The organism is Actinophytocola sp., assembly GCF_035634895.1.
Classification (GTDB): Bacteria; Actinomycetota; Actinomycetes; order Mycobacteriales; family Pseudonocardiaceae; genus Actinophytocola.
Window position 1 is genome coordinate 51,737 of the sequence record NZ_DASQCC010000027.1, and the last position, 12,149, is coordinate 63,885.

8 protein-coding genes are annotated in these 12,149 nt (G+C 70.4%); 4 read left to right on the forward strand and 4 right to left on the reverse strand.

Features of this window, described 5'->3' with window-relative positions; translation table 11 throughout:
- Window positions 1-71 precede the first annotated feature (71 nt).
- Window positions 72-1,460: an MFS transporter gene (locus VET29_RS04510; RefSeq protein WP_324914996.1), complete on the reverse strand. Its 1,389-nt coding sequence runs from the start codon at window positions 1,458-1,460 to the stop codon at window positions 72-74.
- Window positions 1,461-1,599: 139 nt separating this feature from the next.
- On the opposite strand from VET29_RS04510, the gene VET29_RS04515 reads away from it, so the two are divergent.
- Window positions 1,600-3,396: a helix-turn-helix domain-containing protein gene (locus VET29_RS04515; RefSeq protein ID WP_324914998.1), complete on the forward strand. Its 1,797-nt coding sequence runs from the start codon at window positions 1,600-1,602 to the stop codon at window positions 3,394-3,396.
- 15 nt (window positions 3,397-3,411) lie between these two features.
- On the opposite strand, the gene VET29_RS04520 is transcribed toward VET29_RS04515, so the two are convergent.
- A complete protein-coding gene (locus VET29_RS04520) occupies window positions 3,412-5,091 on the reverse strand; it encodes a long-chain fatty acid--CoA ligase (RefSeq protein ID WP_324915000.1) in 1,680 nt (559 codons plus the stop codon).
- 364 nt (window positions 5,092-5,455) lie between these two features.
- Here VET29_RS04520 and VET29_RS04525 point away from each other — a divergent pair, with 364 nt between their 5' ends.
- Complete coding sequence (locus tag VET29_RS04525; RefSeq protein ID WP_324915001.1) at window positions 5,456-5,611, forward strand: hypothetical protein; 156 nt, start codon at window positions 5,456-5,458, stop codon at window positions 5,609-5,611.
- 111 nt (window positions 5,612-5,722) lie between these two features.
- On the opposite strand, the gene VET29_RS04530 is transcribed toward VET29_RS04525, so the two are convergent.
- Window positions 5,723-6,409, reverse strand: a complete 687-nt coding sequence (locus VET29_RS04530; protein WP_324915003.1) for an SDR family NAD(P)-dependent oxidoreductase — start codon at window positions 6,407-6,409, stop codon at window positions 5,723-5,725.
- Between the two features lie 104 nt (window positions 6,410-6,513).
- Here VET29_RS04530 and VET29_RS04535 point away from each other — a divergent pair, with 104 nt between their 5' ends.
- Together VET29_RS04535 and VET29_RS04540 are read left to right on the forward strand one after the other, a co-directional pair.
- Window positions 6,514-7,122 (forward strand): TetR/AcrR family transcriptional regulator, encoded by a 609-nt coding sequence (locus tag VET29_RS04535; RefSeq protein ID WP_324915005.1) that lies wholly within the window; start codon window positions 6,514-6,516, stop codon window positions 7,120-7,122.
- 239 nt (window positions 7,123-7,361) lie between these two features.
- On the forward strand, window positions 7,362-11,303 hold the full coding sequence (locus tag VET29_RS04540) for a hypothetical protein (RefSeq protein ID WP_324915007.1): 3,942 nt from the start codon (window positions 7,362-7,364) through the stop codon (window positions 11,301-11,303).
- A gap of 216 nt (window positions 11,304-11,519) precedes the next feature.
- Here VET29_RS04540 and VET29_RS04545 read toward each other — a convergent pair whose 3' ends face one another.
- Window positions 11,520-12,140, reverse strand: coding sequence for a hypothetical protein (locus VET29_RS04545; RefSeq protein ID WP_324915010.1), 621 nt, complete (start codon window positions 12,138-12,140; stop codon window positions 11,520-11,522).
- Window positions 12,141-12,149: the final 9 nt, after the last annotated feature.

Consider the following 12,149-nt stretch of genomic DNA (forward strand, 5'->3'; position numbering starts at 1 on the left):
ACGAGCCCTCGCGCTCCTTGCCGATCTTGTGGTGCTCACGCGAACCTCTTCTCTGAAGTTTGCCGGACCGCTCAGCGGTGGAGGTGCGTACCCGGGATGGCCTGCGGATCGTTGCGGACCTCGGCGGTGTTCGTCTCGGGCAGGAACCACGCGCAGACGAACGTGATCAGCCCCATGACCATGATGTAGGCGGCGACCGGCATGGTGCTGCCGGTCTTCGCGATGAGCGCCGTCATGAGGAACGGGGTGCCGCCGCTGACGATGATCGCGGACAGCTGGTAGGACAGTGACGCGCCCGAGTAGCGGACGTTGGGCGCGAACAGCTCGCCGAGGAAGCTCGCGATCGGGCCGTAGGTGAGGGTCTGGAACACGAAGCCCACCACCACGGCGACGAAGATCAGCGGCAGCGACGCGGTGTCGACGAGCCCGAAGTACGGGAACGCCCAGACGGCGACGCCCAGACCACCGATCAGGATCAGCGGCCGGCGACCCACCTTGTCCGACAGGTGGCCGGACCAGGGGATGACCACGAGCATCGCCACGGAGCTGAGCAGCACGACCGCGAGCAGGGGGTTGCGCTCGAGTCCGAGCTTGGTGGTGCCGTAGCTCAGGAGTCCGGAGATGCTGACGTAGAAGAGGCTGTTGGTGGCCGAGAGGATCCCGCAGCCGAGAAGGATCGTCCGCCACTTGCTGCGAACAACCTTGGCCAGCGGGGCCCGGACCACCGCGCCCTCCGTCCGCGACACCTCCCGCCGCAGCTCGCGGAACTCCGGCGTGTCCTCGACCTTCGCCTGGATGTAGAGCACCACCAGGAACATCACGACGCTGAACAGGAACGGGATGCGCCAGCCCCAGCTCAGGAACGCGTCATCCGGCATCAGTCCGCTGGCGGCGACGAAGATCAGGTTCGAGATGATCACGGCGACGGGGACGCTGGTCTGTCCGAAGGTGCCGGCGAAGCCGCGCCGCTTGGGGCCTGCGGACTCGGTGAGGAGGAGCATGATGCCGCCCCACTGGCCACCGGCGGCGAGTCCCTGCAGGAAGCGCAGCGTGACCAGCAGCGTCGGGGCGAGCGCGCCGACGCTCGTCGCGCTGGGCAGGCAGCCGATCAGGAAGGTCGCGGCTCCCATGAGCGCCAGGCAGGTGACGACGACCGGCTTGCGTCCGTACTTGTCCCCGAAGTGCCCGGCGAGCACCCCGCCGATCGGACGCGCCACGAAGCCCGCCCAGAACGTGCTGAAGGCGAGAAGGGTGCCCGTCAGAGCGGACGAGTTCGGAAAGAACACATGGGGGAACACCAGTGCGGCCGCGGTGCCGTAGAGGAAGAAGTCGTACCACTCGATCGAGCTTCCGATGAGGCCCGCGGCAAGCAGCTTGCGGAAGGATCGGCGCCGGGTGATGGAATCTCCGGCGCCGAGCTGGCCGGTCCGTTCGTCGGGTTGGGTGAGCGGAGTTGCCATACATGCCGCCTTAGTGAGCGGGCGAGTGATGACGGTCATATTAGGTCGCGGTTACGCTGCGATTGAGGTGTGGATCACCCACGCCTAACGCCGGTTCGGTAGGTTTTTCCCCCACTCGACGCTGTGAAGGGATGGCACCGTGGCCACCAACCTCGATCGCGAGACGGAGTCGCGCGCGCTCGTGCGCCGGCAGCGCGAACTGGCGTCGTTGTACGCCACCGCCAAGTCGCTCACCGCGCTGGGCGAGCTCGACGAGGTGCTGAAGTCGATCGTCCACCACGCACACGAGCTGATCGGCACCGACTTCACCTACCTCTCGCTCGTCACCCCCGACGGCAAGCTGTCGGCACGGGCGTCGGAGGGCACGATCTCCGCCTCGTTCCTCACCGCGTCCATCCCGGCCGATGTGGGGCTCGGTGGCAAGGTGCTGGCCACCCGGAGCCCGCACTGGGTGAGCAACTACACCGCCAGCACCCTCATCGACCACGATCCGAACTTCGACCGCCTGGTCGCCACCGAGACACTCGTCGCGCTTCTCGGTGTGCCACTGGTCATCCGAGGTGAGGTGGTGGGCGCCCTGTTCGCCGCGGACCGTGCCGAGCGTTCCTTCCAGGCCGGCGAGATCGCGCTGCTGAGCGCGTTCGCCGACCATGCCGCGGTCGCCCTCGACAACGCCCGTCTCTACGAGGCGAGCCAGTCCTCCCTGCAGGAGCTGCGGGTCGCGTACCGCAAGATCGAGGACTACGTGGCCGTCATGGAGCGGGCACAGGCGATCCACGAAGCCCTGACCGGTGCCGTGCTGGAGGGTGGGACGCCGGACGATGTCGCGCAGCTTCTCGCCGACCAGCTGGGTGGCAGCGTCATCCTCCTCGACAGGTCCGGTGCCACCCTCGTTGGCCGGGACTCGGCGTCGAGTCGGTGTCAGCCCCCGTCGGAGACCGAGCTGGCCGCCGCGGTCGAGAACGCACGGCGCTCGGGCCGCTGCACTACCTCGGTCGACAAGGCGGGGGTCGCCCGCAGCGTGGCGTCGATCCAGGCAGGCGACAGCTACCTCGGCGCACTGGCGTGGAGCCGGGAGGCGGTCGCGGACCGCGGCGTCCAGGCCGACATGGACCTGCGGACCCTCGAGCGGGCCACCCACATCATGGGGCTGCTCATCCTCAGGGAGCGGGCCGTCGCCGAGGCCGGCGAGCGACTGAGCGGAGAGCTCCTGACCGAGCTGATGGTCGGCAGCCCCGGGATCAGCCCGACCCAGCGGGCCCGCACCCGGGCCCGCAACATCGACGCCGACCGCCTGGAGCTGGTCGTCGTCGCGGACTCACCCGCGCTGTCGTCGACCGATCTCTCCCGGCACCTGCACGACATCGCCCGGGACCGCGCCGGACTGGCCGGCGAACATCTCGGCAGGGCCACGATGATCCTCCAGAGCGCGGACGACGACCGGACCGTCGAGGAGGTCCACCAAAGACTGCGCCGCACGCTGGGTGGCCCCGTCGTCGTCGTCGGCGAGCGGGCGGTCAACCACGACTGGTCACAGGCCTTCTCCGTTGCCAGCCGCTGCGGAGCCGTGATGCGGGCGATCGGACACGCGGATCTCGGCGCCACGACGGGCCGGTACGCCCTCTACGCCATGATCTTCGACACCGAACGGGTCCGCGAGCTCGACCGTTTCATCGCCGGTTCGATAGGCCCGCTCCTCGACTACGACCAGCGGCGCGGCACCGATCTCGTCGGCACCCTCAGCGCCTACTACGTCCATCGCGCCAACGTGGCGGCGACCGCCCGCGCGCTGCACGTGCACGTCAACACGCTGCTCAAGCGGCTGGACCGCGCCGGCAGCATCCTCGGCCTCGACTGGCGCCACGACAACGACCTGGAACTCCAGCTCGGGCTGCGCCTGCACCGGCTCAGACCGATCGCGGCCGCCCCGTCGTGAGGTGCCGCGGCCGGCTCACGCGATACGCGTCGAGTCCCGCAGGGCGCTCTTCGACAGCTTGCCGGTGCCCGTCTTGGGCAGCGTGGGCATGAAGACGACGTCGTCGGGCAGCCACCACTTGGCGACCATGGGGGTGATGTGTCGCAGAAGCTCGTCGGCCGTGGTGGTGGCGCCGTCGCGCAGGACGACGTAGGCGACCGGCCGCTCCATCCACCGCGGGTCCGGGCGGGCGATCACGGCGACCTCGACGACGTCGGGATGCGAGGAGATGACGCCCTCGAGCTCGACCGAGGAGATCCACTCGCCGCCGGACTTGATCAGGTCCTTGACCCGGTCCACGATCCGCAGGTAGCCGCTGGCGTCGATGGTGGCCAGGTCGCCGGTGCGCAGCCACCCGTCGGCGGTGAAGCTGTCGCCGCCGTCCACCCGGAAGTAGCCGCCCGCCACCCAGGGGCCCGCCACCTGTACCTCGCCAACGGCGTCGCCGTCGCGCGGAAGCTCCTGGCCCGTCTCGACATCGACGATCCGCACGTTCACGAGCGGCAGGGGCTGGCCCTGGGCGGCCCGCACGGCGACCTGCTCCTCGGCGGTCGCGTCCCGGTGCTGGGTGCGCGTCCCGCCGATGACCCCGACGGGGCTGATCTCCGTCATCCCCCAGGAATGGGTGATGGGTACGCCGATCGCGGCGCGGTAGGTCTCGGACAGCGCCGGGGCGACGGCGGAGCCGCCCCCGAGCAGGAACCGGGTCGCGCTCAGGTCGTGGGCCCGCAGCTTGGGAGCCATGCTCGTCCAGACCGTGGGCACGGCGCCGGCGACGGTCACCCGCTCGGCCGCCATCAACCCCAGCAGGTGGGCGGGATTCGAGGACAGGCCGGGCAGGACCAGCGAGGCGCCGGTCATCATCGCGCCGTAGGGAAGGCCCCAGGCGTTGGCGTGGAACATGGGCACGATCGGCATCACGACGTCGCTCTCGCACAGGCCGATGAACCCGGCGGCGAGGGTGCCGAGGCAGTGCAGGACCGTCGATCGGTGGCTGTAGAGCACGCCCTTGGGCCGTCCGGTCGTCCCGGAGGTGTAGCACAGTCCGGAGGCCAGGTTCTCGTCGGCGAGGGTGAACGTGTCCTCGAACGAGCCCGCGAACGGCTCGACCCCCTCGATCAGCTCGTCGTAGTCCAGGATCCGGGGGTCGGCCGGGATCGCCGTGTCACTGCCGTCCGGCAGCACCACCCAGTGCCGCACCTTCGGCAGCCGGTCCGCACTCGGCCAGATCCGGGGGAGCAGCTCGCGGTCGACGAAGATCACGTCGTCCTCGGCGTGGTTGACGATGTACTCGAGGTGCTCCGCCGAGAGCCGGATGTTGATCGAGTGCAGCACCCGCTTGGTCGCCGGCACCGCGAGGTACAGCTCGAGGTGGCGCCGGGTGTTGGCCGCGAAGGTGGCCACTCGCGCGCCGACCGGGACGTCGAGCGAGTCCAGCGCGGTGCCGAGCCGGCGGGTGTTGTGGGCCACCTCGCCGTACGTGACGCGCTCGGCGCCGACGGTCGTGACCTGCTTGTGCGCGTAGAGCCGCTCGGCCCGCTCCAGGATGTGCGCGATGGTGAGCGGCCGCGGCTGCATCAGCCCGTCCATGACGTCGCCCGTCCCGGCGCCCCGAGCGGCGCCGATGACGGTGGGGACGCGGGCCTCATCAGGCATGGGGTTTCTCTTTCGGTCGGCGCAGCTCCGCTACCTGCCAAAGTCACCCTAAGTGAGACTCCGGGCGGACAGGAGGTGGGAATCCGCCACTCATTCGCCCATGCCGGCGGCGACTCCGCACACCCCCACGCCGGGTGATGACGCCGGCCGAATCCCTGTCCACAACGGTTCGCCGGGTCCACCGCCGAGTCGTACGCGCCCCGGCTCCGCACGCCGGTGCGGTCGCCCGCGACGATCTGGTCTGACCAGTGAATCGGTGGGTTGAAACTTCTTCAGATGGGTAATTACCAGGTCAGCTGTGGCTCGTGGCCCATGGCGGCGACCAGTTGTGGTCGCTCACGCGAGTTCGGAAGGTGCGGCGTTCATGATCATCCTAGGCCTCGTCCTACTCATCATCGGTTTCATCGCCAAAATATCGATCCTGTGGACCATCGGGATCATCCTCGTGGTGGTTGGCGCGGTGCTGGCGTTGGTCGGCCGCACGGGTCGCAAGGTCGGTGGCCGGGCTCACTGGTTCTGAGCGGTGCGGTCCGGTGACTCCGGATCGTGAGCATTCACATGGCGAAGCGGGGCGTCGGAATCGGCGCCCCGCTTCGCTGTGTCGTCGTGCCCGTCGTGCCGTGACGGGTCCTTACCAGCGCAGTACTCCGTCCTCGTCCTGGAAGGTGCCGGTCGGACCGTCCACGCCGAGGGTCGCCAGCCTCACCACGGTTCTGGCGCTCTCCTCCGGCGGCCTGCCGATCCCGAAGGCCGCGGTCATGTTGGTGGCGGTGGCGCCGGGCTCGAGCGCGTTGAACTTGATGCCCGGCTGGGACTTGGCGTACTGGATCGTCAGCATGGTCGCCGCCGCCTTGGACGCGGAGTAGAGCGCGAGCGGCAGGTGGAACTCCGGCCGGTCGGGGTTGTTCACCGCCCAGAACGACCCGGCACTGCTCGAGATGGTGACCACGGTGGGGTTCGCGGACCTGCGCAGCAGGGGAAGCGCCGCCTCCGTGACGCGCACGATGCCCACCGCGTTGGTGTCGAAGACCCGCAGCGCCGTGGGACCGTCGGTGCCGTCGTCGCCGAGGATGCCCGCGTTGTGCACGAGCACGTCGAGCCGGCCCTCGGTCGCCTCGATCGTGGCCAGCGCGGCGGCAACCGAGGCGTCGTCGGTCACATCGAGCTGCACGAACCGGGTGCCGAGCGCCGCCGCGGCCTTCTCGCCTCGCTCGACGTCGCGTGCGCCGACGTAGACGACGTGGCCCAGCTCCAGGAGCTGTCTGGCTGTCTCGAAGCCGATGCCCTTGTTGGCGCCGGTGATCAGTGTGACGGTCATGTGTCTCCTCACGAACAGGCGGCCCGCGTGTTCCGTAGCGATCGATACAGAACTCGACGGTAGCATTTCCGCATCGATCGCTACGGAAGAGGTAGGCTGCCGCCGTGGAGACGAAACAGCGCCGGCCTACCGGCCGTCCGCGAGGGTTCGACGCCGACGAGGCCCTGGAGCGCGCCCTGCTGGTCTTCTGGGAGCAGGGTTACGAGGGCGCGAGCCTCGCCAATCTGACCGCCGCGATGGGCATCTCCACCACCAGCATGTACGCGACGTTCGGCAACAAGGAGCAGCTGTTCCGCAAGGCCCTGGAGCGCTACACCGAGGGGCCGAGCGCCTACGTGGCCCGAGCCCTGGACGAGCCGACCGCGCTCGGCGTCGCCGCCGCGCTCGTGGCCGGCACCATCCGGACCACCACTCGCCCGTCACATCCCCGCGGGTGCCTGGGCGTCCAGGGCGCGCTGGCCACCAGTGACGCCGGACGCGGCGTCCGTGACCTCCTCGTCGCCTGGCGCGACAACGGCTACTGCCTCATCCAGGAGCGGTTCCAGCGAGCCGTCGACGACGGCGACCTGCCGCCGGGGACCGACCCGGCGCTGCTCGCGCGCTACGTCACCACCCTGACCGCCGGCATCGCCGTGCAGGCCGCCGGCGGCGTCGGTCGCGACGAGCTTCAGGAAATGGCCGACGCCGCCCTCCGCGGCTGGCCAGTTTCCTGAGCACCGCCCGGCGGTGGCGTTGAGCGTCACCGCCGAGCGACGAGCGTCCGGGAGCGCATCCGACCGAGCCTGGCACCGAACTCCCCACCCGTCCATGCCGCACCTGTGCGGCATGGACCGTCGTGGGCGGGGCACGCCAAGATCGACGCGAAACCGTTGCTCCCTGCAACCGCTGATGGGCCGAGCGGTCGTGACCGAGAACGAGCCCGGCACGCGCTCCGGTCACTGGAGGACTAGCGATGTTCATCCCCGCGCGCAAGGCGCACGGCCCCGCCCCGGCATGCACGAGACTGCCGCGGCTGCTGACAGTCGCCACGACCGGTGCCGTCTTCATGGGCGCGGGATTCGGTGTGATGCCGGCGTCCGCGGATCCGCAGCAGGGCCGCCAGTTGTCGGTGTCGGTGGACATCGTGGGTGACTCGTACATGGCCGGGGACGGGCTCCGGGACACCTACATCGATCCGGCCGACCCCCGGCACCGGTCCTCGGCCGCGCCGGCGTTGCAGGCGTTGGCGCGGGTGCAGAGCGACAACCCCTTGTTGAAGGTGGACGCGAGCCTCGTCGCGGCGTCGGGTGCGCGGACCGTGGACTTCTTCCACGCGCAGGCAGGTCCGGACAACGTGTTGGTGAACGCGCCGCAGCGTGATCAGGTGCGCCCGGACGCCCAGTTGGTGATTGTCGGGTTCGGGGGCGACGACGCCCGGCTGGCGACGGTGCTCGCGGCTGCCCGGCGCACCACCGGTGGGCCGAACACGGAGCTGGACAAGGAGATCCGGGAGCTCGCGCCGCTGCTGGACTGGTCGGGTTCCGACGAGGAGTACATCGCGCAGGCCAAGGCGTCGCCACCCGGGCAGGCGCCGACACTGGTCGCGCGGATGTTGCAGGTGCTGGCCGGGATCAACGCTCGTGCTCCGCAGGCCAAGATCATGATCACGACCTATCCGCTGGCCGCGGACCCGCAGAGCGCGCACGCGGCGAGCCTGGTCGGTGAGGACGAGCTGACCAGTGTGCGGAAGTTCGGCTATGACCTGAACAAGGCGATCGACCGTGCCGTGCAGATCTGTGCGTGTGGGTCCCTGACCGATCTGTCGGAGGCGATCGCGGGCCACGAGCTCTACACCACCGACTCCGCGTTCCACGAGTCGAGTGACCAGCAGGCGCCGCAGGTGGCGTTCCAGCCCAACGACAAGGGCGCGTCGCTGATCGCCAACCCGATCGCCGACGGCATCGCGGACGTCCTCGAGATCACCGCGCCGAAACCCAGTGACGGACGGCGGACGGTTCCGGAGAACATCGAGGTCCGAAGTGGCGTGCCGGACCGGGACGGGGACCGGGTCGCCGACTTCGAGGACCGGGCGCCGGATGATCCCCGTTCCGCCGGCACCCGCGACCACGAGACCGACACCCGGCGCGGCGCGGACGGCGGAACCTCGTCCCACCATGGTTCGAAGTCGGACCACACCCACGACTCCCGTCAACCGCGGGCCGGTGTGCTGCAGCCGATCCTCCAGGTGGTGGGCGGTCTGGCGCCGGGTGAGAGCCCGATCGGGCAGTACGACCCGCCGGCGGGTCCGGCCGGGAACGACCACCCGGGGACCGTCGAGAGCCGGCCACCCGCGCGTGAGCAGGGCGCCGCGCTGACACCCACCGCCCAGGCGACCGAACCCGCCGCGGCGGGTCCGGTGCCCGGCGAGGACGGTTCACCCGCGTCGCGGCGGTGGAGCGAGGCGATGCAGGACGTGATCCTCAAAGCGGAACCCGCCGGCTATGTCAGCCGGTACTCGGCGAAGGCGTTGCGTGTCACGACAACCCCGGCGGACGAGCGCGGCGCGTTGGACCGGTACGCGGTCGACCGGCAGATGAGCCAGTCGTTCCTGAACGAGGACGCCCGCGCCGGTTTCCGGGCCCGGTTCGGCGAGGAGATCGACGCCATCCACAACGCGACGACGGTGCGGGACCAGGATGCCGCGATCGCGCTGTTCAACCAGACGGCCGGGGAGTACAACGCCACGGAGCTGTCCGCACGGGACACCTACGGCGCCCACCCGGTCGACGCACAGGGAGACACCGTTCGGGTCACCCCCCACGCCCTGGGCGACCTTGCCACGAGGACGACGACCTACGGTCCGGTCGACGTCAGCGACGCGGAGGCCGCCGGCGACCGGGCGCCCGCGCGGGACGTCACCGTGACGGATCTGGCGGGGGAGACGACACTCTCCGCCCAGGTCGACATGAGCACGCTCGCGGCCGTCGGCGATCAGGCACCGGCGCAGGGCTTCACCGTGGCTGATGTGGCAGGGACGACGACGACCTCGGGGCAGGTCGACGCGAGCACCATGGCGGCGGCCGGCGGTCCGGCGCCGGCACAGTCGAAGTCGGCGCCGAAGTCGTCGAAGCCCAACGTCAGCGTCGACTCCCCGAAGCCGTCGTTCAACGAGAGCGTCACGGTCGGGCCCGCGGTCCAGGGCGAGACGTCGACAAGTGCCGAGCGCGACGGCGTCACGATCACCGGCACGGCCGAGGGCAAGGCGCTGGGTGGCGAGGCGTCCGTCAGCGGGAGCATCGGCCCGGAGGGAGTGAACGGGAAGATCGGCGTGAGCGGTTACCTCGGTGAGGGAACCGTTGGGGTGAAGGCGAAGTCCGGCGACGCCGAGGCGGGTTACGAGGGGAAGGCGGCCGCCGGCGCCGAGCTGGGGGCACACGCCAAGGTCAACGGGATCAGCGACTTCGACGCCGGCGTGAAGGGAAAGATCGGCGGCGAGATGTCCCTGCAGGACTCGGGGAAGTACGGCCTCGTCGAGGCGAGCCGCAAGGCGGAGGTCGGCGTCGGCGCCGAGGCCGACACGCACGCCAAGGTCTCACCCGACGGTTTCGACGTCGGTTCGAAGGCTCGCGCCGGCGCGACGGCGGGCGCGGAGGGGGAGTTCGGGATTCCGGGGCTGACGATCGGTTTCCGGGCGACGGGTTGGGCCGGACCCGGCTACGAGATCGGCGCCAGGTACGGCAAGACCGAGGACGGTTCGTACAAGACCGGCGTCAATGCCGGGTTCTCCCCACTGTTCGGCGGCGCGGTGGGACTCAACGTCTCGGTGAACCCCGACAAGCTCCAGCAGTCGGTGAAGGACGTGGTGGAGTCGCTGAATCCCTTTGGTCCCGCGGTTCAGGCCCCGCCATCGGACTTCGACGCGGAGTACTCCGGTCCCACGCCCGGGACGACCGGCGAGAACGACGATCCCGAGTCAGCTCCGGCCGCCGCCGAGGCACCCGCGGACAACGACGCCCAGTACTCCGGTCCCACGCCGGGAACGACCGGGGAGAACGACGATCCCAGCTCGGCGCCGGCCGGCAACGAGGCCGCACAGGCTCCGGCGGCACAGGCCCCGACCGCCACGGACAACGACGCGAACTACTCCGGTCCCACGCCGGGGACCACGGGAGCGAACGACGATCCCGGCTACTCCTCCGAACCCGCGTCCGACCTCTCGGCGAACCCCGACGCCGCGATCAGCAGCAACACCGACCCGGCCAGCGACACCATCACGGGGTACGCCAGCGACGACACCCTCACCGGTGACATCGGCGACGACTCCCTCGGCGGCGAGACCGACGCCGGCAGCTCGGAAAGCGGCTATTCCGAGAGCGGCTACTCCGACAGCGGCTACTCCGACAGCGGCCTCGGCGGCACCTCCGACGGCGAGGGCACCAGCGATGCCACGGGCGGCCTCGGCGACGGCTCCGACAGCGGAACCGGCGGCGACACCGGCGGGATGGGCGACTCCGGAACGGGCGGCGACGCCGGCAGCACGGGTGGCGACTCCGGCGACTCCGCCGGCATGGGCGGCGATTCCGGAATGGGTGGTGACTCCTCCGGCGGTATGGGAGGCGACTCCTCCGGCGGCTCTGGCATGGGATCCGGCGGTGACGGTGGCAGTTCCGCCGGCGGTGACGGTGGCGGCAGTTCCTCCGGTGGCGATGGTGGCAGTTCTGCCGGTGGCGATGGTGGCAGCTCCGCGGGCGGTGATGGTGGCGGTTCCGCCGGCGGTGACGGTGGCAGCTCGTCCGGTGGTGATGGTGGCAGCTCTTCCGGCGGCGGCATGGGATCCGGCGGCATGGGCGGCTCCTCCGGCGGCGGCGATGGTGGCGGCTCCGGCGGCGGTGACGGTGGTGGTGGCGGCTTCTGATCCGTTCCGGCCAGCCCCGGCCGACAACAGCTGAACCGGAGTGTTGAGGACCGGCGTCCCCCGGGGTGCCGGTCCTTTCTCACCGTCCAATGAGGACACGGTGTGGAAGGCCTCCACGACCGGTGCGGTCGTCCCCGCGATCGTCCACCGGCCCGCGTCGCACCGTGCGCTGACCCGGTTTCACGTCCGCGCACGCCGGCGTCCATCCACAGAGGACTATGCCGCGGTCTTTCGGGTCGCCCGGCGCCGGAGCACCAGGAACACCGCGACCGCCAGCACGACCAGCACGATGGCACCGGCGAGATACCACCACCATCCGTGCCCACTCGACGGGTCAGCCTGGCCGGCCGTCGCGCGCGCGGCGGCCGCGCCGGCCGGCAGCTGGTCGGAGTGGGTGGCACAGACGATCGGCGGGCCGCCGTCGGAGCTGCTGGCGCAGGCCACGGTGGCGAGGCGGAGGAGCTCCGGCGGAGTGTCCACGACGGTCATCGTCGAGTGGAAGGTGGCCACACCACTGGCCTTCAGGTCCAGGTCCCAGTTCAGGTCGCCGGACTCCGTGGTGGTCGCGGTGGCCGAGGACTCGGGCTTCAGTCCCTTCGGGACGGTCTGGCTGATCATGAGTCCCGGGACGTCGGTGGCGCCGAGGTTGTGGACCGTGATCGTGTAGGTCAGCGTGGCGCCGGCCGAGGTGGTGGTCTGGCCGTTGTCGACGGCGATGCTGAGCTGAGGGGCCGGCGGCGCGACGGTGGACTGCGCGGGCGCCGCGGCCAACAGCGTGCTCAGCAGCACCCCGAAACCCAGTCCGGTTGGGATCGTGTGATGCCTGTCGGTGGTCATGTCTCCTCC